We start from the raw sequence: 21,079 nt of genomic DNA, 5'->3' as shown, positions 1-21,079 counted from the left end.
GCATGCGTACTGCGCTAGTGGGAACCTAAGTTTTGACCTTGATAGCCAACTTTCCCGAAAAGCGCTTGGCCATGAAGTCCTCCTGAGCCTGCACCACATCGCGCAAAGCGTAGGCTTTTGCCACCACCGGACGAATCTCATCCCGCTCGATGTAGCCGATCAGGTTCTCGAATACACGCTTTGGCTGCCAGGTAGACCCGAAAAAGCTCAGGTCCTTCAGGTACAGAGTGCGTACATCCAGTTCCACAATGGGGCCGGCGATCGCACCTGAAACCACGTAACGCCCTCCTCGGCTCAGCACCTCCAGCAGCTCCGGCCACTGCGGGCCAGCAACCAGATCCGCGACCACGTCAACGCTGTCCTTTTCAAGCGCTTCAAGCAGAGATGGACCTCTGGGAATCACCCTATCCGCCCCCAACTCACGAACCTCATCGAACTTGGCTTCCCCACACACTGCGATAACCTCAGCGCCCCGGCGCTTGGCCAGTTGAAGCGCAGCAGATCCGACACCGCCGGATGCACCGGTGATCAGGATCCGTTCACCTGCCCTCAAACCGACTCTGTCCAGCATGCCCTCCGCCGTGGAATAGGCGCAGGGGAACGAAGCCAGTTCTGTGTCAGTCAGGTTGCTGTTCACCGCAAACACTTCGCTGGAGCGCGCCACGGCATATTCCGCATAGCCACCATTAAACTCCGAACCGAACGTGACCAGATTGTAGGAAGAGGATTCATCAGGCGACTGTTGCATTGGGCGAACCAACACCCGCTCGCCAAGCCGACCGGAATCCACGCCCTCACCTACGGCAACAATGCGCCCACAAGCGTCCGCCCCCTGAATACGCGGAAAGCTCAGAGGCTGTCCAGACCAGCCACCGTCTTCCTCATTGGCGGACTCAAAACCGGCAGCGCCCTGGTCTGTCCCGGTCGTTACGCCTTTGGAGTACCAGCCAGTGCGGGTATTGATGTCGGTATTATTGATCGCCGTGGCACCCACTTCGATGAGCACCTCGCCTTTACCGGGCTTTGGCACTGTAAGATTGTCCCGGTATGCGAGCTTGTCCAGACCACCATGACCTGTAAGTACCACACCCGCCATTACCTCAGGAATGTCGTTCTGTTTCATGCTGCTGCCCTCAATCATCAGTTTCCAAAAAAGCCCGCAAACGCGGAATGTCAGGGTGACATCATAAGAACGCCCAATAATTCATTCAAACGAATTAATCTGATACCGTAGTTCATTATTCGTGAACTACGGCCGACGGCGTCGGTTTGCCTTCAAACCCTTACTTTGGACCACACCATGAAGCCCTTGCTGGATCTTGAGTTGCTGAACACCTTTTCGGTTGTCGTTGAAGTGGGCGGGTTCAAAGACGCTGCTACCCGGCTCTACCGCTCGCAAGCGGCTGTGAGCATGCAAATCAAGCGCCTCGAGGAGCAGCTGAAGCAACGGCTGCTGGAGCGAAGCAATCAGGGCATCAAACTGACTGATCCCGGGAAGACGCTCCTGGCCTACATCGATCAGCTGCTTCGCCTGAACAACGAGACTCTCAGTGCCCTCAGCGCAGAGCCTTTGCGGGGCTCGGTCCATTTCGGCATTCCAACCGATTACGCCCAAACCTTTCTGGAGCATTTCCTGCCGCGCATGCGGGATTCCTTCCCCGAACTGGTACCGCGCATTACCTGCGGCCGCAGCCGCAAACTTCGAGAGTTGGTGAACAGCGGCGATCTGGATATTGCCATTGTGACCGGCGAGACCCAATTTCCCGATGAAAAGAGCCTGTGGTCAGAAAGGCTATGCTGGTACGCGCCGACAGGAATGCCCCTGGAAAAGCAGGGCTCCCTGCCCGTGGCACTGCTGGAAAGCGATTGTGCACTGCGAGACCTTGCCCAGTTGGATCTGAAGCAATCTGGTCTGGTCCATCATCTGGTGATCACAAGCCCAGACATGGCCAATCTGTATGCCGCAGTAGAGAGCGGCCTGGCGGTGTCACTGCTGCCGGAATCGTCGATTCCATCCAAGCAGGTCCGGCCACTGCGTATAGACAGCCTGCCGGACCAGCGCCTGCTCACCATGAATCTGATTGAGGCGGGAACACTGGGCAAGACGTTTCTGGAGCCGTTGGAAAACTGCATCCTCGTAGCTGCCCAAGCTTTACGTCAGCCTTAACAACCCCGCTATCTCTGATCCGCAATCGGTCCCAGTCCACCCATTTACCACATTAACCGCTGCATAACCGAAATACGGGCGTCGGTCAGCTATGAAGGTCTATCATGGTGTCTCACCCGCCTACAGTGTGCCAGTTGCCGGTTCATTCTCAGGGTAGTTTTGCGGATAGAGCGCACGCTTGGCTGGCTCGTCCATCTCACTCTGGAACTGGATATCCTGACCCACCGCTCGTGCACGCGCGACAGCCGGACGGCTGTTGATGCGGTCAAACCACTCTTTCAAATGCGGGAAGTCTGTCAGCTCTGGATCCCCAAGTACCAGGCCGGCTTTGTCTATCCAGCCCCAGGCCGCGATGTCGGCAATGCTGTAGTCATCCCCCACAATGTAGGTCCGATCAGACAGGTGGGTATTCAGCACGTCGTAATGCCGTTGTGCCTCACGTCTGTAGCGATTCATCGCGTACGGGATCTTCTCCGGTGCCGCGTGATTAAAGTGCACGGACTGACCCGAATAAGGACCCAGACCAGACGCCAGGAACATCATCCACGACAGCAATTCAGCACGGGTTTCAGGCACCCCACCCAACTGTCCGGTCTTTTCAGACAGGTAAAGCAGGATGGCATTGGAATCGAAGACCCTAACGCCGTCATCTTCGATGGCTGGTGTTTTCCCGTTGGGATTGATGGCTCGAAACTCCGGGCGGTGCTGTTCGCCTTTCAGGGTGTCGACAGGCACCAACTCGTATGGCGTGTCGGTTTCTTCCAGAAAAAGAGCGACCTTCATTGGATTGGGTCTTGGGTGAAAATAGAATCTGATCATAGTGACCTCTGATGTTCATTTTTCAACACCCGAGAAAGAACCCGGTTGGTTCAATATTGGGCTTGAACCAAGACTTTAAATATTTTTGAGCGAACGCTCAACATATTGACCTCAAATTTTTAAGCACCGCTGTTCCGTAGCCGTTTCCTGGCTCTTAGCCAAGACCAAAAACAAGGCCCCCAGCACCATTGCTCCAGCAGCCGTATAGAGCCCCGCGGAGTAATCTCCATTGTACTCACGCAGTACCCCGGTGATCGCCGGGGCAATAATTTGAGCAATGCCATAAAAGATGGTCATCTTGCCCATGAACTTGGCGGGTCTGGACGGATAGAAGCGGCCCGCCATGGTTAGCACCAGACATACAATACCCACAAAGGTGCCTCCAAAAAGGATGGCGCCGATCATCGTGAACAGGAGATTAGGTTCAATAATCGGTAGCAGAATGCCCAAGGCTTGCAGCAGACTGGCAGCAATCATTGCATTCAGATTGCCTATCCGCCGCGCGATGAGATCCCAGAGCATGGCGCTTGGCGCCGCAGCCAGCCCCATTACAAGGAAGGCCCAGACGCCCTTACCTTCCAATCCGGGCAGTTCATCGACCAGCGCAACAATGAAGGTCGCGCTCACCACGTAACCAATGCCGGCACAGAAATAAGCAACGGTGAACAGCCTCATGAAGGCCGCACTCGGTGGCGAATCCTCCATGGATTTGTGATTGAACCCGACGGGAACCGGAGCTGGTCGCGGCAGCCAGCCCAATGCCGGAATCAGAAGGATGGCACCAATCGCGGTCAATACCAGCCACTGCTCGCGCCAATCAAAAACCGTGTTCATTAGCTCAACGGCGGCAGCACACAGAGCCATGCCCAAGCCAACGCCACTGAACTGAATGCCCAACTCACTACGATGGTTATTCCGCATCAGCCAATTCAGCACCAGCCCCGAACCTATAAGCATACCGGCGGCACAGCTCAAACCTGCCAGGAAGCGCAGGATCGACAAAAGCCAGAAATTCTCAGTCAGCCCCATGCCCGCTGTTGTAACCACGGCCAGGAACAGGCCTATCCGATACAGCCGGTCCTTCAATTCCAGGTCGCTGATCATCGAGGCGATTAACGCGCCACACAAGTAACCCATATAGTTAATCGCTGCCAGCCAGCCGCCTTCAGCCGCTCCGAGCTCTGTGCCCTCCAGCATGGCCGGTAACAGTGGCGTGTAGGCAAAGCGGGAAATACCCATCACCAGGATCAGGTTCAAAACCCCTGCGGTCAGAACCTTATAACGTTGGGCTGGGTCATTCATGAACACCTCAAAAGCCGGCTAGCCGGAAATGATTGAAGAAAAGCGGGGTCCGAAACATCAGATGAGCGCTCTTTTAACCCAATCCATGCGGTCCTGCCCGAAAAACAGCTCGTCGTTAACAATGAAGGTGGGTGCTCCGAACACGCCTCGGGCTACTGCCTCATCTGTGGCTTCTATCAACTCACTTTTTATCGTGGGTTGCGCGATGGCTGCCATCGCTTCATCAGCATCGAAGCCCGCCCCGTTAAGGATGTCCGCGAGAACCTCCGGGGACGACAGATCCCGACCCTCCGCCCAGGCGGCAGAAAACATAGCTCGATTGTATTCCTCGATCCGTCCTGCCGAAAGCGCCCAAAGCGCGCCTCTCATGGCGTTCACCGTGCTGAAGATAAAATTTGGGTTTAGCTGGAAAGGAAGGCCATAGTAATCGGCGTGGCGCTGAAAATCGGCTTTGATCCACTCCCACTTCGCGGGGACCGTTACCGGAGAGGTGTTGCCTGTGGCTTTGAAGAGCCCCCCGAGCAGAACTGGCTTGTAGTTAATTGTGGCGCCGGTTTCTTTGATGAGTTCCGGCAGCCGCATGCACGCGAAATAGGATGCGGGGCTTATAAAGTCGTAATAGAAATCAACACTCTTGCTCATACTGAACACCTTTTTTGGGTCGGGGTCTACCAGGATTCGGAGAACGGACGGGCATCCTGCTCGAACGTCCAGGCCGATCGGGGCTGGTTATGGAGGTGCCAGTAAATATCAGCGAGATCATCCGGCTCGATGATTCCGTCCTTTCCTTTGCTGGCATAAAGGTCTGGCAGAAATTCAGCAGTTGCCTCGTTACGAATAAGACCATCCACAACCACGTGGGCAACGTGAATTCCCTGTGGCCCCAACTCCCGGGCCATACTTTCCGCTAACGCCCTCAGGGCATGCTTGCCTCCGGCAAAGGCAGCAAAACCACGGGCACCTCTGAGGCTTGCCGAAGCCCCGGTGAACAGGATGGTTCCCTCGTTGCGGGACAACATTTTCCTGGCGACTTCCCGCCCCACCAAGAAACCAGCCAGCGCGCACATTTCCCAGACTTTTCGATAGATCCGGGTGGTGGTCTCACAAAGATCGAATCGGACATTTCCCCCGACATTGAACACAGCCACCCGTATTGGGCCGAGCTCCGATTCCACCCAATCAATCAGTTCGCTTACCTGGCTCTCGTCGCGGGCATCGGAATGAATGGCGGTTGCACTTGACCCCAAGGCGCTGATCTCAGCCTTGAGCGTATCCAGATCTCCACGTCGACGAGTGACCACAAGGTGGTAACCCTCCTTGGCAAAGCGGCGCGCAATTGCTGATCCCAGATGGTCTCCTGCGCCGATGACCAAAGCGATTGGCTGGTCTTCGATGGCCATTCCCGTCTCCTGATTCAGTGATGGTACTGGTCAAAGCCTATCCCACCGAATAACATATAGGAAATCGATTATTTGAATCCTTACCACAACCAACGGTTATGACATGGAACTGCAGCAACTGCGCCTGTTCCTCGCGGCGGCCGAATCGGAAAGCTTCACTCGGGGAGCGAAGAGAGCCTTTGTTTCTCAACCGGCACTATCAGCATCGATAGCAAAACTGGAGGGTGAACTTGGCGTAAAATTGTTCACGCGAAACAAGCGCAACGTGGTATTAACGCCCGCCGGCCGAACCCTGTTTGATCGAGCCACGCGCATCGTCGATGAATGTAACAGGGCTCGCGACGAGCTCAAACATCACGACCAACAGCGGATGCTGAGAGTTGGTGTCATCAACACCTTGTCCATTGCCAACGTTGCCCGACTGATCGAACCCTACCGCCGCGACAATCCCAGGCTAAGACTCCAGGTTTTCGACGCCAGCAATGGTGAAATGGAGCGATTAGCTCAGAAAGGCAGGATTGACCTGGCGTTCACCTTGCTCTCTGGTCGTCCCGACAGCGGACACAGTTTTATACATTCGAAGCCTCTGTTTACCGAACCCTACATGGTCGCGATGGCAGCCCATCACCATTTAAGTGAAGCGTCTTCACTGAATCTCTCAGATCTGGAGGGCGAACCCTTCGTTTCCCGCTCCCACTGTGAGTATCGCCTGATGTTGCAGGAACTAATGAGATCAGCAGGCACACGGCTCAACGTGGCTTATGTAACTAATCAGGACGACCGAGCTCTCTCCCTGGTTCAACATGGGGTTGGAGTTGCGATCGTTCCGGCGCATTATGATGCTCCAAACGTTGTAAAGCGCCCACTTACAGAACTGTCGGCGCAACGAACCATCGGTTTCGAGTGGGCTGACTGTGACAATAAAGAGGAAATCGACCGGTTCGTTGATTTCGGCTCCACCGTTCGGTGGCCCGATTAATCGGGCCTGACAAACAAGGAAATCAGATGCCGATGCAATTAGTCTGGCTTCATGGCCCGCCAGCGGCGGGGAAATTGACCGTCGCCAAAGCCCTGCAGAGCAAACATGACTTCAAGCTCTTTCACAATCATTTGGCGGTTGATCTGAGCATGGCCATTTATGACGCCTTCGGTGACAAGGATTTCCACCACTTCACTAATTCCATCAGGCGCCAGACGCTATCCAAGGCAAATGATCTTGGCATTGAGCGAATGGTAATGACGTTCATGACCTGTGCGCAGGAGGATGAAAAGGAAATCCGTCGGTATCTCGATTTTTTTGAATCAGAAGGCATTGAGGTATACCCGGTTCAGCTACTTCCCAGGCATGACGTACTATTCAGCCGTTCAGTGTCACCAGAGCGACAGCAAAGCCATAAGATCTCCTGCCAGAAGCAACTTTCCGATTTGCTGTCTGAGTGGCAGTTCCTTCCCATTGAGCACAAGAATGCCCTACAGATCGATAATTCTGAGCGGTCACCCGACGACGTGGCTCGACAGATCATTGAGCATTTGTCGTTTCGCTGAAAACATGTACGTATAGGCTAGTTGAAGAGTTGTCTGCAACTAACTGATTATTTGGAAAATCGCCTAATCGTGCCCCCTCAAAACTTCTTCGGCTCGGACATTCGCGTCGTGCCTGGAAGTAACCGTCTCGGCCGGGGCACCACTGTTATCGTAAATTTGGATCAGTTGCTCGATAACGTCTTCCGGAATCCCCGGAGCCAGGATAATCACCTGCCGGATCATGCCACGTTTCACCGACCACTCGGCAATGTCCTTTCGGATCTGCTTCAACTCTTCGGCGTACAACAAACCAAGGAGATCGGAGGTTTCGACGTAGTCAGTAAAGTCGATGATTTTGACCCACTCCCGATGCGGGTGGTGGTTAACCATAGATTGGTAGGCGAGAAAATAGTCGCTGACGCTGGTTTTTGCCCAGGCCCTGAATAGAGTTACGACTAAGCTGTTGCCTTCCCATACGATCATGGTTCTGCGGCTCTCTGGAAGTGTCTTCACGGACAGGCATAATTATACGCCAGATCCCGGCAACTAGCTCTTTCCAGATACAGGTTTAGGTCAGAGATCGGGGGGGGCAAAAGGAAAGGAATGAGAGCGGCATATTCGCCGCTCTCAGGGACGATGCTACTGGGTATCAGGCTGGCCAATTCCCAGTGTGTTGTTGGCCGAATCACGAATCTCCCGGTAACGCTCCGGGTTGTTAATCAGCGCGTCCAGATTGTCCTCGGGAAAAATCTCTTTCTTCTTTTGCTGGGCTTCGTCCTTGGTAAAAATCGAGGGCAACAGCTGCTCCAGACAGCGCAACATAACCTCAGGCGAAACCGATGCTCCAGGCGAAGCGCCCAGCAACGTACCGTAGGTTTTATCGCTGGAAACCAGAATCTCCGTGCCCATCTGCAGATCACCGTCTTTGATGATTTGCACACGCTGGCCGGCCTCTATGGCTTTCCAGTTGAACTTTTTGCTCATGCCCGGAGCGAAGCTTTCCAGCTCCTCGAACATGCTCTTTTCGCCCTTGAAGGTCTCCGAAACCAGATATTTAACCAGCGGAAAGTGCTCAAGGGCGACGTTCAGCAGGCCCGGAATATCGTGCAATCGCATGGAGCTCAGGTAATCAAAGAAGCCGCGTCCCTTTTCGAGTACCGGCTTAAAGGACGCGAAAGGCCCGAACAGCAGGTAGTGCTGACCTTCTGCGACACGCAAATCCAGGTGCGGTACCGACATGGGAGGCGCGCCAACAGCAGCCTTTCCGTAAGTTTTGGCGCGGTATTGCTGAGCCTGCTCCGCACTGATCGGTGCCTGAAGGAACCGACCTCCGACCGGAAAGCCGCTGAAGCGGCTGCGGAACGGCAGATGGCTTTTCTTCAGTAGTGGGAAGGCTCCACCACCTGCGCCAACAAACAGCACGTCGGCCTTGTGCTGTACCGGTGATCCGTTCTGCTCGGCCTCGATCAGCCAGCGTCCAGTGGGGCTACGGTGTACACGTTTCACGTGAGTGCCGTACTCAATTTTAACGCCGAGCTCCTGCACGGCGTGGGCAGCCATCTGTTCGGTCAGGGCGCCGAAATTGACGTCGGTACCTGTTTCAATCACCGTCGCCGCCATTTTCTGGTCGCGGGGGCGCTCCTCCATCAGGTACGGGATCCAGCTTTTAATCTCGTCAAAATCCTCGGAGAACTGCATGTTCTCGAAGAAATGATGAGCTGACATCTCTTTAAATCGCAGTCTCAGCTCTTCAATCGACGACTCAGACACAATCGTGCAGTGCTTCGTGCGGTTGATGAAGCTTGTGGGGTCCTTGATAGCGCCCTTTTCAATCAGGTGTGCCCAGAACTGCTTGGCGATATTGAACTGTGCGTGGATTTTTAAAGCCTTCTCAACGGAAATAACCTCTTCATCCACGGGGGTGTAGTTGAGCTCGCAGTTGGCTTCATGCCCGGTACCGGCATTGTTGAATACCCAGGAGTTACCCGCCCCGGCATGATCCAACCGCTCCAGAATAGTCACGTCCAAGTCGGGAGCCAGCTCTTTCGCCAAGGTGGCGAGAGTGGTGCCCATAATGCCCGCGCCAATGATGATCACGTTCATAAACTTTATCCATCCGCCTGATTTTTTTTGAGTTTGGTCCACAGGTTTAGTCTACAAAGGGACCGTACTAAAAAGTACTAGGGCCCGAAGGTACCATGCTTCCCCCCTTCCCTGGGAACGAGTTTTTAGCCGCCAGATACCCTTAAAATCACCCAACGGGTCTACCCCATCAAGGAAGTTTACGTTAAGGTAAACGTGTTCCGATCCTGACACAGATCTCACCAGATCCCGTCAGGCTGTCTTTCGAGACTTTAACTACACTCCCAAAAGGAGTGTTTTGTTCCTCAGGCCACCACCCCAGGAAGAGGATTATGACAACAACAAAATCCAAAGTTGTATATTCCCCAGTGTTTACCGACGGTGCGGAATTCCGTATTCCCACCTTCAAGTTACTGAAACAGGACGGCTCACTCTACAAGAGCGCCAAAGCTCCTGATCTTGATAAAGAGAAAGCCCTGCGTATCTACCGGGCCATGGTCACCACGCGGATTCTCGACGAGCGCATGCTTGCTGCTCAGCGCCAGGGGCGCTTGAGCTTTTACATGCAGTGCACCGGTGAAGAAGCCGCTGTTATCGGCAGCACCGCAGCGCTGGATGATAGTGACATGATCATGGCGCAATACCGGGAACAGGGCGCCCTCGCCTATCGCGGCTTCTCCATCGACGAGTTCATGAACCAACTGTTTGGTAATGAGCTGGACTATGGAAAGGGCCGCCAGATGCCGGTCCATTACGGGTCCAAAAAGCTCCACTACATGACCATTTCATCGCCCCTGGCCACCCAGATTCCCCAGGCCACGGGCTACGCTTATGGCCAGAAAATGGCGGGCGAAGGTCATTGCACCATTACTTACTTCGGCGAAGGCGCCGCCTCCGAAGGCGATTTCCACGCCGCCCTGAACATGGCTGCAGTTCATCGCGTGCCGGTTATCTTCCTGTGCCGCAACAACGGCTATGCCATTTCAACACCCGCCGCTGAACAGTTCGCGGCCGATGGTGTTGCGCCCCGGGCCTACGGCTACAAGATGGACGTAATCCGGGTGGACGGTAACGACATCCTGGCCATGTACCAGGCCACTCAGGAAGCGCGAAAGCTGGCGGTGGAGCATAACCGCCCCGTGCTGATCGAAGCCATGAGCTATCGCCTGGCTGCCCACTCCTCTTCCGACGACCCCTCAGGTTACCGCAGCAAAGACGAAGAAGCCGTCTGGCGCGAAAAAGACCCAATCCTGCGCATGCGTTTGTGGCTGGAAAGCCTGAAGTGGTGGAGCGAAGACGATGAAAAGCAACTCCAGGAAAACATGCGCCGCGAAGTGCTTGAAACCATGAAGCGCGCACAGAAGCGGCCACCTCCCGCACTCGATACGCTGGTTACCGATGTTTACGACGACGTTCCGCCGCACCTGGCCGAACAGTTCGAAAAGGTAAAAGCGCACATCCGCAAGTATCCGGATGAGTACCCAAAGAGTGCCGAACACGCGAAGGGAGGGGCCTGAGATGAGTAAGATGAATATGCTCCAGGCCATCAACAATGCCCTGGACACGGCCATGGCCGAAAACGAAAAAGTACTGTGTTTTGGCGAAGATGTTGGTGTATTTGGCGGCGTTTTCCGAGCCACCAGTAACCTGCAACAAAAGTACGGTAAGGCCCGGTGCTTTAACACCCCACTGGTGGAACAGGGCATCATCGGCTTTGCCAACGGCCTGGCCGCGCAAGGCTCAGTGCCCGTGGCCGAGATTCAGTTTGCGGATTACATCTTTCCGGCGTTCGACCAGATCGTTAACGAATCCGCCAAATTCCGTTACCGCTCCGGCAACCTGTTCGATGTCGGTGGCCTGACCATTCGGGCGCCCTACGGCGGCGGTATCGCCGGTGGTCTTTACCACTCGCAATCACCGGAAGCCTATTTCGCTCACACGCCTGGTCTGAAGATTGTGGTGCCGCGCAACCCTCATCAGGCCAAGGGCCTGTTGCTGGGCGCGATTCATGATCCCAACCCTACCCTGTTCTTCGAACCCAAGCGGATGTATCGCGCCTCCGTTGGCGAAGTGCCTGATGAGGATTACCGCCTACCACTGGGCGAAGCCGAAGTAATCAAGGAAGGCTCGGACATTACCCTGCTGGGCTGGGGCGCCCAAATGGAAGTAATCGAAAAAGCCGTGGAAATGGCCGAAAAAGAAGGCATTTCCTGTGAGGTTATCGACCTGAGAACCATCCTGCCTTGGGACGTGGAGACCGTTGCCAACTCGGTGTTCAAGACCGGACGCCTGGTGGTTACTCACGAAGCTCCCCTGACCGGCGGTTTCGCCGGTGAAATCGCCGCCACCATTCAGGACCGTTGTTTCCTGTATCTGGAGTCTCCGATTGCACGGGTTACCGGGATCGACACACCGTTCCCGCTGGTGCTGGAAAAAGAGCACCTGCCCAATCACCTGAAGGTCTATGAGGCCATCAGGGCGAGCGTCGATTTCTAGACTGGTATCAGGACAGGAGAGTAACCATGAGTGATTTTATACTGCCCGATATCGGCGAAGGTATCGTGGAATGTGAGCTGGTCAAATGGCTGGTCAGTGAAGGTGACCTGATCGAAGAGGATCAGCCGGTGGCCGAGGTAATGACCGACAAGGCCCTGGTGGAAATTCCCGCGCCCTACAAAGGCCGTGTAACTCGTCTTTACCACAAGGAAGGCGACATCGCGAAGGTACATGCCCCGCTGTTCGAACTGGTTGGCGAGGATGACGAATCCGGCGCTGGCGCCGGGCAATCAAAGCCGGAAGCCAAAGAGCCTTCAGCGGATGAACAGCCGTCTGCCGAGCAGGCGCCCGCAGCCTCCCCGAAGCCGGATACTGCTGCAAATCAGGGCGATGATGCCACCGAAGACTTTATCCTGCCGGATATTGGCGAAGGCATTGTTGAATGTGAAGTGGTGGAATGGCGCGTTGCCGAGGGTGACGAGATCGAGGAAGACCAGCCCGTGGTCGACGTAATGACCGACAAGGCAATGGTTGAGATCACCGCACCCAAGGCCGGCCGAGTCACCAAGCTGTACCATCAGCAGCAGGAAATGGCGCAGGTGCACTCGCCTCTGTTTGCCTTTATCCCGCGCGAGCGCGACGAGCCGGTCGAATCGAAGGCAAAACCCAGCCAGGCTCCCTCCCAGGATTCAGCGCCAGCCGCTGCGCAACCGGCGGCAGCACAGAACCGGCAACGCATTCCGGCCAGCCCGGCGGTTCGCCGTTTGGTTCGGGAACACAGCCTGAATCTGGCCGACATTAACGGTTCTGGCAAAGACGGTCGGGTTCTTAAGGCCGATGTGCTGGCTCATCTTGATAAGCCGGCAGCCCGGCCTGAAAGCCAGGCAGCTTCTGCTGAAGCTAAACCTGCACCCGCTAGCAGTCGCCGGCAGGCAACAGGCGAGCAGGAAGTTCGCGTTGAACCGATCAAAGGTATGAAAGCCGCCATGGCCCGCAACATGGTCACCTCGGCAACCACGATTCCTCATTTCATCTACAGTGAGGACATCGACGTTACCGACCTGCTGGCCTTGCGCGAGAAGCTGAAGGTAGAGGCCGAAGCCAAGGGCTCGCGCCTCACCCTGATGCCTTTCTTCATGAAGGCCATGGCTCTGGCGGTGCAGGAATTCCCGGTACTCAACAGCCGTATTAACGACGATGTTTCCGAGATTCACTATCTGTCCCAGTGCAACATCGGCATGGCAGTAGACGGCAAAGCCGGTTTGATGGTGCCCAACGTCAAAGGCGTTGAAAGCCTGACTATGCTGAGCGTTGCTGACGAAGTGGCGCGGCTGACCGAGGCGGCTCGATCTGGCCGGGTCAGTCAGGACGACCTCAAGGGCGGCACCATCACCATTTCCAACATTGGCGCATTGGGCGGAACCTACGCCTCGCCCATTATCAACGCGCCGGAAGTGGCCATCGTTGCCCTTGGCCGTACCCAGAAGCTGCCACGCTTCGACGCCAACGGCCAAGTCGTGGAGCGGGCTATCATGACGGTAAGTTGGGCCGGTGATCATCGCATTATTGATGGCGGCACCATTGCCCGTTTCTGCAATCGATGGAAAAGCTACCTGGAATCACCGCAGTCGATGCTGCTGCATATGGGCTAACGGGCAATCATGACGCAGGCAAAACAGATTCAGCAGTTCTACATACCCGAAGAGCAATCTGTTTACCTGCTCAGCCATGACGATGCCAAAAAGCTCAAGGACTGGGTGGCGTTATGCGCCGCCCAGCTCCGCCAGCTTGGGTACCACGACATCGAGATGATCGGCAAAGGTGCCTACGGATTCGTGTTCTCCGGCCGCCTGACACTGGCAGGCACAAACGAACTGGAGCATGTCTTCAAGTTCACCCGTATCAATCTGCCCCAACACCTGCAGGATCGGCTGGAAGATGAAGCCTACATACTTGAGCAGGTTCGGCACCCGAGAGTTCCTCGACTGATTTCCTACCAGCGTGCCCACAATCAGCCCATTCTGGTGATGGAACGGGCCGCTGGTCTTAATCTAGAAGAAGTTTCACTTCGCGAGGGTCGGCTGAAACCCCGCCTCATCATTCGAATTGCCGACCAGCTTTCGGACATTCTGCGCAACCTGCGGCGTGAATCCGGCCCCGCCGGACGCCCCATCGTGCACGGCGACATCAAACCCTCCAACCTGGTTTTTGACGCCAGCACCGAAAACATCGCCCTGATTGATTGGGGCTCATCGGTGTTCGCCCAGCTGGATGCCAACCAGCAATTCATCACCGCCAACGTGATGGAGCTGATGTCTGACAACCTCCAGCAAACCAACGCGCGGCTGGGCGATGTCTACTTCATTGGCTCGGAACAGTTAAACGGAGGTCTCTCCTCACCGCGCTTTGACGAACAGGGCGCGGCCGGCACCCTTTACGCCCTGGCCTCAGGCCAGTCCTGCCGGTTCGGCCACCAGGCTATTCCGGCGGCGTCCCTGGGCCTGCCCATGGAGTTTGCCCGCATGCTCGATGGCATGCTGTCACCGGATCCGGAAACCCGCCGCAAAGCCGGCGATTACTATTTGAACGAAATGCCGAGAATGGCACGCACGGTGATGATTGATCTGCCCGTCACTCCCGTCGCTCCGCAGGTTCCGGTGTGGGTGCGGGCCTCGGATCAGGAGATTGATACTGTCGTTTACAGCTCCCGGAAATCTTTCCTGAGGGAAGAAGGCGCGCCGGAAACCCTGAACGACGTCAACGACGTGCAGCTGGACCGCTACTACAAAAACTTCATGCAGGGCATGGGCGAAACGGAAAAAGCATTTCTGGCGGCGGTCAGCCGGTTAGGACGTTACCCCGTGGAAGGTGGCCTCGCGGTGCGCTGGGAAACCGATGGTGTATACATCGACACCTCCCTGAACCTGCACGATCCTAGCCTGAAAACGGCCTTTGTGCGGGCGGTCAACAACATGGTGTATCTGGCCCAGGCAATCTATCGCAAAGGCATCTTCAAGAGCTGCCTGTTCAACGCCCGAAACACCCTGCACGTTGATCGCGCCGACCCGGATCAGCCATTTCTGGTAACACCCGACATGAGCCTGCATTACGAGGTCAGTGCAGCACCAGAGGTGGAAGATGAAACCCGGGTTCACTCCTACTTCGAGGACGGTCCCGATCCGGAAGAGTTCCTGGTGCTGCCAGAGACCATCATCCATGCGTTGGAAGCGCTGAACAGAATTCACCACACCGGGATGATTATCTTTGAGGCTCTTCCCAAGCACTTGAAGATTCACAGTCATTACCGGTTGCTTGATCCGGAACAGGAGCCGGAATTCAGCCGGCTGCTGGATGAAATTCTGTCGGCGGTGGAACAGATCACCGGGTTGGGCGTTTCCGGCTTCATGAAAATGCCCTACAAGGACACCCGATTTTTCCCCCACATCGAGCACCTGCCCGAGAGTTATTACCCCCGGAATCCCAGGTCTACGAGCGTTCCCTCTTGACCAATTGACTGCCCGGCCTACCACCCAACTGTCCTGAAGAGCGGACAAAGCCTGTCTGTAAAGCCGGACACTTGCACCCGGATTTCAGGACAAATCTGGGCCAGCCCCAAAACAAGTCCCCATAAATCATACACGTGCGGATATGGTGCAGTTTTTGAATAGTTTTTAGTCGCAACTGCTGGGATTTTCTAAAAATTCCAGGCACGCCTCAATAACAACAAGGAACATTGCATGCGACTACTTCTCCTGACCTTTTTGCTGTTCAGCCCAATGTGTTTTGGCAAGACCGTGGTCGTGATAGAGAGCTATCACGGCGGCTACAAATGGGATGCCGACTACGTTGCCGCTGTTAAATCGGTATTAGGAACAAAGCACGATATTCACGTTCTGGAATTGGACACCAAGCGGCTGAAAAAATCGGAATGGCCCCAGAAAGTGGCGGAGATTCAGCAGGCCGTTGCCAGCATTCAGCCGGAGGTTGCCATTCTCGGCGACGACAATGCCTTTACCCTTATGGCCGAGCATTTGGTGAATCAGCAGATTCCCGTTGTGTTCCTGGGTGTCAACGGCGGCCCGGAACAGCACCCGACACTAAACCACCCTCTGGTAACCGGCATCCTTGAGCGGCCATTTTTCGGAGAGAGCATTCGACATCTGCGCAAAGTGCTGAAGAAGAATGAGCGCTTTCTGGTCCTGATGGATGATTCACCAACCATGCGCAATGCGGTGAACGAGTATTTCGGGGATGAACGCCAGCCTACTCTCTACGGGTCGAGTCTCGATATTGTCCTGACCAATGACAAGCAAACCTGGCTGGAATCAGTGTTTAACGCCCATTACCGGTACGACGCGATTGTTGTTGGCACCTATCACACCATCCGCGACGAAAACGATAACTACGCGCCGCCGAAAGAAATCATGACCGAGGCCTACAATCGCGCCCAGGTTCCGATCTTCTCATTCTGGGACATCTTTGTGGGTGAGCAGGCGGGCATAGGCGGCTTCACCGTATCTGCCCATCAGGAGGGGCTAACCGCAGCGCGCCTGGCATCGATGATCCTAAATGGGATGAAACCGGATCGCATTCCGCAGATGAAGTCCCTGAGCGGTCACTACGTGTATAGCCGCAGCGGTATGAAACACTGGGATCTGACGCTTTCCGCGTTGATTTCCAGCCAGTCCAATTTCGTGGATTAGACTAACCACCCTACTCCTCGAACTTCGTAGCCACTCATCACTGAGTGGCTTTTATCAAGTCTGATCCGTCTGTTGGGACATTCGCTGGCTCTCCATCGCCAACAACGCCTGTTTGCGCTCAAGCCCCCAGCGATAGCCGCCAAGCTGACCATCGCCCCTAAGCACCCGATGACACGGAACCAGCAAGCCAATCCGATTCTTGCCGCAAGCCGTTCCCACTGCGCGGGTGGCCTTGGGCTTTCCAATGCCATTTGCAACATCGCTGTAGCTAAGCACTTCGCCCTCCGGAATGGTCTGCAAGAAATTCCAGACCTTGACCTGAAAGGCAGTACCGCGGATGTCGAGAGGGATATCAGGTTTTGGTGCCGCGTTTTCAATGTGGCGATCCAGCGCTTCAATCCATTGATCCAGCTCCGGGGCGTGTTGCGCCGAGGAAGCACTCAGGTTTGCCTTGGGAAATTCCCGTTGGAGCGCATCGAGCAGTGAACGGGCAGTATCGTCAAACTGGACAAAGCACACGCCCTGATCGGTGGCCGCCATCATCACCAGGCCCAATGAGGTGTCCCGATAGGCATAGCTAATGCGCTCGCCCTCGGCCCCTGCCCGGTATGTAGTTGGCGTCATTCCCATGCTGCGTTTCCCCTCACCATACACCCGGCTTACAGAGCCATATCCTGATTCGAAAATGGCATCCGTTACGCCGCTGCCCTGCCTGAGCGATTGCCTGAATTGGCGCATCCGGGCCGCGTCCTGATAGGTCTTCGGCGACACTCCGAGAACGGCCTTGAACACCTTTTGCAGGCGCGACGGCGACAGCCCTACTTCGGCAGCCAGAGTTGCCAGGGTCAGTGGCTCGTCGGCTCGCTGCTCGATGGTGCGCGCCAGCTCAATCATCTGGGCACGGCGCTTATTGGAGTCGCCCCTGGAATTCGTCGTTCTCATTGTCATTTCACTTGGCATGGGCATCACCGGATCCTCTGTCCTGAAACCATACAACCATCAGAACCGGTTTCCTATGCTGATTCCATCCGATTCTTGCCCGATTCTTCGGCGCACAAATGCATGAACCCGTCGCCATTATTGGCACACTGTGTGGTGGTGCACGGAACGCAGTAGAAATCTGTTCGATACTCAGCCAATTCGCACAGCCCCATCACATCCAAGGAGGGTTACCCGTATGAATTCTGCCAAACTCAGCACCGTCAGCAAGGGCCTGTTTTTGTCCGCTGCCCTCACCGTCTCGTCTCACGCCCAGGCCCAAGCCGAAAGCGTTAAGGTCATTTTTTCGGTCGAAAACGCCCTTTACGGCGCCGGCTATGACATTGGCCGGGCCGATGGCTGGATGGACAAAGCCCTGAAACAGGCCGTTCGCGATTACCAGGCTCGCAACGGCGCCTTGAAAATCTCCGGAATTCTGGACACAGAGACGCTTTCAGCACTTGGGGTTTCAAACATCTCAGGTCGGGCGGTGTCAGGCAATGTTGTCGCCAGCAAAACCGCCGCCCTGTCCGCCCTGGGTATCTCTGAAACCCAGACCCAAGTTCAGACTCAGACCCAACCCAAGGCTAAACCTCAGCGCCGTCTCCAACCCAAGCCTGCATTTACGGTAAAGGAAATAGTGCCCGAACCAGCTCCAACTCCCGTTGCCGAACAGCAGCCCAAGCCACAGGTTCAACTCCAGAGCCAGCCCAGCAAACAGACAGATCCGGCTACTCCGGAAGCGGCTCCTACAGTTGCCGCCCAAACCAGCGTCACCCCACCCGCCAGAGAAGTCACAAAGCCGTCCCCAGAGCCCAAGGCAAAACCGGCACCTCAGTCCGTCGATAAGCCTGCGCCCAGTACCGATGTCGCAAAGGTGAAGTCGCCTGCTCCCGAAACTGCGGAGCCTACCAGTGCTGAGACCGTCGCCTGGATGAAGCAACTGCCGAACGAGACCACGGCTTCCGAAAAACCGGAACACACGACAGTAAACGAACCGGTTGCACAAGCTCCAAAAGCCGAGGCGCCGGAAACGGCAACCGCTGAGGCCGCGCAAAAAGAACAACCCGCCAAGCCAGAGAATGAGCGGAATATCTTCGGCAGCCTGTTCCACTTTTTGTTCGGTTGGATGGTTTAACGATGTTCGTTTGTTCTGGCTTAAAGAGGTAGCACTTGAGGCTGACGATTTATCTGGCCTATCTCCTTCAGTTTGGTTCTAATCGGCCGTTACATTAGTCATCGTTAGAACAACTAGAAGGTAAAAAATGGCTGCCTCTGCGCTGGAATCTATTGAGCGGAAACTGGGTGTACCTGGAAAACTTCTGATTGCCCCGGTCTTCATCCTGCTGCTTTTTGCGTTCGTCACTTTTTACAGTGTTCGCGAATTTCAAACGCTTGATGATCGCATGAATACCGTAGCTCGGGACCTGGCGCCCGATACGGCCACAGCCACAGATGCGCTGATCAACCTTTACCGAATGCGACTTCGGGTCTTTGACTACTACTCCACTGGCAACGAAGAGCTTCTGTCGTCGTTCGCCGAGTTGGAAAACGAGTTTGAAGAAAGCATGGCGAGTGCCCAGGAGGACATTGGGGATCCCGAGCGCGCCCAACTCGTGGACGACATCGAGAGTGCCACCCGACAATACGCAGCGGCGTTCAAGAACGAACTTGTGCCAGCCAAGAAACAGGTGCTGTCGATCATCCGGGAAGAACTGGATGTGCACGGCCCGAATGCCTCAAAGGCCCTCCGGCGCGCACTGGACGGCGTTGCCAACCGAAGCCCGGATAGCCGTTTAAGGGCTGTGCTCGAGCAACTTATCAGCGATACGCTGATCATGCGCATGTCCGCCCAGCGCTATTTTGCTGATGGTGATGAGTCCTCCAAGAAATCCCTCGGTTATGCTATTGAAGATCTCCAGGACGCTCTCGGGCTGATCGACGAGTCGGATGTGCCCGGATTCGTCAAGGACTACTTCGACACCGCAGTCGAGGAATTGGCAAGTTACCAGGCCGGGGTCGAAAAACTTCTGGTTCAACAGAATACTGCTATTCAGGTAAAGACCCAAAAGCTGGATACCCTCGGACCTGAGATCGCCGCGATGGCTCGGGAGCTTGAGAACAACGTTTTTGGAGCGCTTGAAGCGGTAGCCGATGATGCCAGTGCAGAGACCGACAAGGCTTTGCAGTTCACTATTGCCGCATTCACCGTATCCGTCGTGCTCGGCTTGATTGTTGCCGTTCTTATGAGCCGGTTGATGGGCTCCAGTGTAAAGCGGGCACGACGGGAAATCCTGGATTATCTGGAAGCGATCAGTGCCAATAACGGCGATGTCTCTACCCGACTGACGAAGGGCCGACCCGACGAAGTCGGCGATTTCATTGGCGCGGTTAACTCCTTCCTTGAAACCCTCGAAGACACCATCAGCAAGATTGTGACTTCCTCGCACCAGCTGACAACCGAATCGGAATCACTGTCGGGGATTACGAACCGCACCACCGCCAACTCCGAGCAACAGCGGGATCAGATCACTCAGGTGTCTGCCGCCATGCAGGAGATGGTCTCCACCTCGGAGGAGATCGCCTCCAACACCAACGATACCGATGAGTCTGCACGACAGGCAGCCTCTCTGGCCGAAAACGGACAACAGACAGTGACAACAGCCATCAAGGCGGTGTCGGATCTGGCGCACCAGGTGGAGGAAGGTTCGAATCGAATCCAGCGCCTGGAAATCGAATCAGCAGAAATCGGTAGCGTTCTTGAGGTGATTCAGAATATCGCGGAACAGACCAACCTGTTGGCGCTGAATGCCGCCATTGAGGCTGCCCGTGCCGGTGAAGCAGGTCGCGGCTTTGCCGTGGTCGCGGATGAGGTGCGCGGATTGGCGAAACGGGTACAGGACTCAACGGTCGACATTGAGCGCATTGTTTCCAACCTTCAGGAAGGTGCCGCCGGGGCGGTTGTAGACATGAGCCGGGCCAAGCAGATGGCCGGTGAAGCCACCACTGAAGCCGGTAAATCCGGGACTGCCCTATCGAATATTCTTTCCGCCGTTCACCGTATCGTCGAAATGACTACGCAAATCGCCAGTGCAACGGAGCAGCAACGGGCCACTGCGGCGGAGATGACACAAAACGTAGAAGCAAGTAGCGGGGCTATCGACAAGCTTGCCGAAGACATTGGGCATGTGAACCAGTCCAGCAAATCGCTGGCCTCAATGGCAGACGATCTGGATGTTCTGGTGCGCCGGTTCAGGGTTCGCTAGGAAAAGTTTTTATCAATCGAAGGAAGGCATGAATTGCCCGGGGCCAGCCGAGGGTCAAACGGCCAGATTACTACTACCCCGGGCATGTCTGGAAGACATTAAAACTTCCAGAAAGGTGTGCTCAACTTTTGATGAACCACGTCAGGCGAGAAGCCAACGTCATTCAACAGGCGACGATCAGTGGTCATCACCAGGTGCACGAAGTTGCGTTTCATGCGCCAGCCTTTGTAGAAAGAAGCAGCTCTTTTCATATCGTATCTCCAGTTTCAGTAGTCATGAGTTCCGGAATTCGAAACCCTATTTGAATAGGCACCTATTCTAATGACTTGACATTACAGTCTG

At 55.4% G+C, this 21,079-nt stretch carries 19 protein-coding genes; 10 read left to right on the top strand and 9 right to left on the bottom strand.

Annotated elements, in window-relative coordinates; translation table 11 throughout:
• Window positions 1-25: 25 nt before the first annotated feature.
• Window positions 26-1,123, bottom strand: coding sequence for an alcohol dehydrogenase family protein (locus QUE89_RS08385; protein ID WP_286222742.1), 1,098 nt, complete (start codon window positions 1,121-1,123; stop codon window positions 26-28).
• A gap of 177 nt (window positions 1,124-1,300) precedes the next feature.
• On the opposite strand from QUE89_RS08385, the gene QUE89_RS08380 reads away from it, so the two are divergent.
• A complete protein-coding gene (locus tag QUE89_RS08380) occupies window positions 1,301-2,167 on the top strand; it encodes a LysR family transcriptional regulator (RefSeq protein ID WP_286222741.1) in 867 nt (288 codons plus the stop codon).
• 120 nt (window positions 2,168-2,287) lie between these two features.
• Here QUE89_RS08380 and QUE89_RS08375 read toward each other — a convergent pair whose 3' ends face one another.
• The 4 genes from QUE89_RS08375 to QUE89_RS08360 all read right to left on the bottom strand — a co-directional run bounded on the left by QUE89_RS08375 (window position 2,288) and on the right by QUE89_RS08360 (window position 5,688).
• Complete coding sequence (locus QUE89_RS08375; protein ID WP_286222740.1) at window positions 2,288-2,986, bottom strand: glutathione S-transferase family protein; 699 nt, start codon at window positions 2,984-2,986, stop codon at window positions 2,288-2,290.
• A 111-nt stretch (window positions 2,987-3,097) separates the two neighbouring features.
• Entirely contained in the window at window positions 3,098-4,288 is a 1,191-nt protein-coding gene (locus tag QUE89_RS08370; RefSeq protein WP_286222739.1) for a YbfB/YjiJ family MFS transporter, read from the bottom strand.
• 57 nt (window positions 4,289-4,345) lie between these two features.
• A complete protein-coding gene (locus tag QUE89_RS08365) occupies window positions 4,346-4,930 on the bottom strand; it encodes a 2-hydroxychromene-2-carboxylate isomerase (protein ID WP_286222738.1) in 585 nt (194 codons plus the stop codon).
• A gap of 26 nt (window positions 4,931-4,956) precedes the next feature.
• Window positions 4,957-5,688, bottom strand: coding sequence for an SDR family NAD(P)-dependent oxidoreductase (locus tag QUE89_RS08360; protein WP_286222737.1), 732 nt, complete (start codon window positions 5,686-5,688; stop codon window positions 4,957-4,959).
• 103 nt (window positions 5,689-5,791) lie between these two features.
• Here QUE89_RS08360 and QUE89_RS08355 point away from each other — a divergent pair, with 103 nt between their 5' ends.
• Complete coding sequence (locus QUE89_RS08355; RefSeq protein ID WP_286222736.1) at window positions 5,792-6,667, top strand: LysR family transcriptional regulator; 876 nt, start codon at window positions 5,792-5,794, stop codon at window positions 6,665-6,667.
• Between the two features lie 26 nt (window positions 6,668-6,693).
• Window positions 6,694-7,233, top strand: a complete 540-nt coding sequence (locus QUE89_RS08350; protein ID WP_286222735.1) for a hypothetical protein — start codon at window positions 6,694-6,696, stop codon at window positions 7,231-7,233.
• A 63-nt stretch (window positions 7,234-7,296) separates the two neighbouring features.
• On the opposite strand, the gene QUE89_RS08345 is transcribed toward QUE89_RS08350, so the two are convergent.
• Window positions 7,297-7,695 (bottom strand): hypothetical protein, encoded by a 399-nt coding sequence (locus QUE89_RS08345; protein WP_286222734.1) that lies wholly within the window; start codon window positions 7,693-7,695, stop codon window positions 7,297-7,299.
• A 156-nt stretch (window positions 7,696-7,851) separates the two neighbouring features.
• Complete coding sequence (locus tag QUE89_RS08340; RefSeq protein WP_286222733.1) at window positions 7,852-9,315, bottom strand: malate:quinone oxidoreductase; 1,464 nt, start codon at window positions 9,313-9,315, stop codon at window positions 7,852-7,854.
• 311 nt (window positions 9,316-9,626) lie between these two features.
• Here QUE89_RS08340 and QUE89_RS08335 point away from each other — a divergent pair, with 311 nt between their 5' ends.
• The 5 genes from QUE89_RS08335 (at window position 9,627) to QUE89_RS08315 (ending at window position 16,493) form a co-directional block, all read left to right on the top strand.
• Window positions 9,627-10,811 carry a thiamine pyrophosphate-dependent dehydrogenase E1 component subunit alpha gene (locus tag QUE89_RS08335; RefSeq protein WP_286222732.1) on the top strand — a complete coding sequence of 395 codons (1,185 nt, stop codon included), beginning with the start codon at window positions 9,627-9,629 and terminating at the stop codon, window positions 10,809-10,811.
• A 1-nt stretch (window position 10,812) separates the two neighbouring features.
• Window positions 10,813-11,790, top strand: coding sequence for an alpha-ketoacid dehydrogenase subunit beta (locus QUE89_RS08330; protein ID WP_286222731.1), 978 nt, complete (start codon window positions 10,813-10,815; stop codon window positions 11,788-11,790).
• A 26-nt stretch (window positions 11,791-11,816) separates the two neighbouring features.
• On the top strand, window positions 11,817-13,442 hold the full coding sequence (locus tag QUE89_RS08325; protein ID WP_286222730.1) for a dihydrolipoyllysine-residue acetyltransferase: 1,626 nt from the start codon (window positions 11,817-11,819) through the stop codon (window positions 13,440-13,442).
• Window positions 13,443-13,451: 9 nt separating this feature from the next.
• A complete protein-coding gene (locus QUE89_RS08320; protein WP_286222729.1) occupies window positions 13,452-15,296 on the top strand; it encodes a protein kinase domain-containing protein in 1,845 nt (614 codons plus the stop codon).
• 231 nt (window positions 15,297-15,527) lie between these two features.
• Window positions 15,528-16,493 (top strand): ABC transporter substrate-binding protein, encoded by a 966-nt coding sequence (locus tag QUE89_RS08315; protein ID WP_286222728.1) that lies wholly within the window; start codon window positions 15,528-15,530, stop codon window positions 16,491-16,493.
• A 54-nt stretch (window positions 16,494-16,547) separates the two neighbouring features.
• Here the strand turns inward: QUE89_RS08315 and QUE89_RS08310 are convergent, their stop codons facing one another.
• Window positions 16,548-17,435 (bottom strand): bifunctional transcriptional activator/DNA repair enzyme AdaA, encoded by an 888-nt coding sequence (locus QUE89_RS08310; protein ID WP_286222727.1) that lies wholly within the window; start codon window positions 17,433-17,435, stop codon window positions 16,548-16,550.
• 235 nt (window positions 17,436-17,670) lie between these two features.
• Here QUE89_RS08310 and QUE89_RS08305 point away from each other — a divergent pair, with 235 nt between their 5' ends.
• Together QUE89_RS08305 and QUE89_RS08300 are read left to right on the top strand one after the other, a co-directional pair.
• A complete protein-coding gene (locus QUE89_RS08305; RefSeq protein ID WP_286222726.1) occupies window positions 17,671-18,609 on the top strand; it encodes a peptidoglycan-binding protein in 939 nt (312 codons plus the stop codon).
• A gap of 127 nt (window positions 18,610-18,736) precedes the next feature.
• Complete coding sequence (locus QUE89_RS08300; RefSeq protein WP_286222725.1) at window positions 18,737-20,737, top strand: HAMP domain-containing methyl-accepting chemotaxis protein; 2,001 nt, start codon at window positions 18,737-18,739, stop codon at window positions 20,735-20,737.
• A gap of 98 nt (window positions 20,738-20,835) precedes the next feature.
• Here QUE89_RS08300 and QUE89_RS08295 read toward each other — a convergent pair whose 3' ends face one another.
• On the bottom strand, window positions 20,836-20,988 hold the full coding sequence (locus QUE89_RS08295; RefSeq protein WP_171040811.1) for a hypothetical protein: 153 nt from the start codon (window positions 20,986-20,988) through the stop codon (window positions 20,836-20,838).
• Window positions 20,989-21,079 lie beyond the last annotated feature (91 nt).

The sequence above is a fragment of the Marinobacter sp. LA51 genome, assembly GCF_030297175.1.
GTDB lineage: Bacteria > Pseudomonadota > Gammaproteobacteria > Pseudomonadales > Oleiphilaceae > Marinobacter > Marinobacter apostichopi.
This window is presented reverse-complemented; position numbering and strand designations above follow the sequence as displayed.

Excerpts from the sequence above, each read along its gene's own strand:
- QUE89_RS08385 (WP_286222742.1), bottom strand. The coding sequence starts at position 1,123 with ATGAAACAGAACGACATTCCTGAGGTAATGGCGGGTGTGGTACTTACA.
- QUE89_RS08380 (WP_286222741.1), top strand. The coding sequence starts at position 1,301 with ATGAAGCCCTTGCTGGATCTTGAGTTGCTGAACACCTTTTCGGTTGTC.
- QUE89_RS08375 (WP_286222740.1), bottom strand. The coding sequence starts at position 2,986 with ATGATCAGATTCTATTTTCACCCAAGACCCAATCCAATGAAGGTCGCT.
- QUE89_RS08370 (WP_286222739.1), bottom strand. The coding sequence starts at position 4,288 with ATGAATGACCCAGCCCAACGTTATAAGGTTCTGACCGCAGGGGTTTTG.
- QUE89_RS08365 (WP_286222738.1), bottom strand. The coding sequence starts at position 4,930 with ATGAGCAAGAGTGTTGATTTCTATTACGACTTTATAAGCCCCGCATCC.
- QUE89_RS08360 (WP_286222737.1), bottom strand. The coding sequence starts at position 5,688 with ATGGCCATCGAAGACCAGCCAATCGCTTTGGTCATCGGCGCAGGAGAC.
- QUE89_RS08355 (WP_286222736.1), top strand. The coding sequence starts at position 5,792 with ATGGAACTGCAGCAACTGCGCCTGTTCCTCGCGGCGGCCGAATCGGAA.
- QUE89_RS08350 (WP_286222735.1), top strand. The coding sequence starts at position 6,694 with ATGCCGATGCAATTAGTCTGGCTTCATGGCCCGCCAGCGGCGGGGAAA.
- QUE89_RS08345 (WP_286222734.1), bottom strand. The coding sequence starts at position 7,695 with ATGATCGTATGGGAAGGCAACAGCTTAGTCGTAACTCTATTCAGGGCC.
- QUE89_RS08340 (WP_286222733.1), bottom strand. The coding sequence starts at position 9,315 with ATGAACGTGATCATCATTGGCGCGGGCATTATGGGCACCACTCTCGCC.
- QUE89_RS08335 (WP_286222732.1), top strand. The coding sequence starts at position 9,627 with ATGACAACAACAAAATCCAAAGTTGTATATTCCCCAGTGTTTACCGAC.
- QUE89_RS08330 (WP_286222731.1), top strand. The coding sequence starts at position 10,813 with ATGAGTAAGATGAATATGCTCCAGGCCATCAACAATGCCCTGGACACG.
- QUE89_RS08325 (WP_286222730.1), top strand. The coding sequence starts at position 11,817 with ATGAGTGATTTTATACTGCCCGATATCGGCGAAGGTATCGTGGAATGT.
- QUE89_RS08320 (WP_286222729.1), top strand. The coding sequence starts at position 13,452 with ATGACGCAGGCAAAACAGATTCAGCAGTTCTACATACCCGAAGAGCAA.
- QUE89_RS08315 (WP_286222728.1), top strand. The coding sequence starts at position 15,528 with ATGCGACTACTTCTCCTGACCTTTTTGCTGTTCAGCCCAATGTGTTTT.
- QUE89_RS08310 (WP_286222727.1), bottom strand. The coding sequence starts at position 17,435 with ATGAGAACGACGAATTCCAGGGGCGACTCCAATAAGCGCCGTGCCCAG.
- QUE89_RS08305 (WP_286222726.1), top strand. The coding sequence starts at position 17,671 with ATGAATTCTGCCAAACTCAGCACCGTCAGCAAGGGCCTGTTTTTGTCC.
- QUE89_RS08300 (WP_286222725.1), top strand. The coding sequence starts at position 18,737 with ATGGCTGCCTCTGCGCTGGAATCTATTGAGCGGAAACTGGGTGTACCT.
- QUE89_RS08295 (WP_171040811.1), bottom strand. The coding sequence starts at position 20,988 with ATGAAAAGAGCTGCTTCTTTCTACAAAGGCTGGCGCATGAAACGCAAC.